At 46.2% G+C, this 338-nt stretch carries 1 protein-coding gene; it reads left to right on the top strand.

Annotated elements, in window-relative coordinates; translation table 11 throughout:
• Window positions 1–326: hypothetical protein (locus HC175_RS21695; RefSeq protein ID WP_168139971.1), on the top strand; the 326-nt coding region annotated here is incomplete at its 5' end.
• Between the last annotated feature and the right edge of the window lie 12 nt (window positions 327–338).

Raw genomic sequence — 338 nt, 5'->3', positions numbered from 1 at the left:
ATGAAGTTGGTCAGACAGAAAAAGCCAGGGAACTATGGCAAGAAGTAGCGAGAAAGTACCAGGAAAATCTTACCTATTACAGCTCACTTGACCTTGACAGGCAATTCAACCGTGGAAACGAAATAGTGACCGATATTGAACGCTACCGCAGCCTGGTGGATCTTTTGATCATGAATGATTCTGAAGAGGTCGCCCGCGAGGAAGCAGATAAGTTCAACCAGTATCTCATGCTCTTCCGGCATTTCTACGGAAGCTCAGAAGAACCGGAAGAACTTCCGCAGTCAGATCTCGATCTGTTGCCGCAGGAAATAAGAGACTCCCTGTAAACTTGAGCAAAA

This window comes from Salinimicrobium oceani (genome assembly GCF_012037645.1).
Note: the sequence above shows the minus strand (reverse complement) of the source record. Positions and strands in the feature narration are given on the sequence as shown.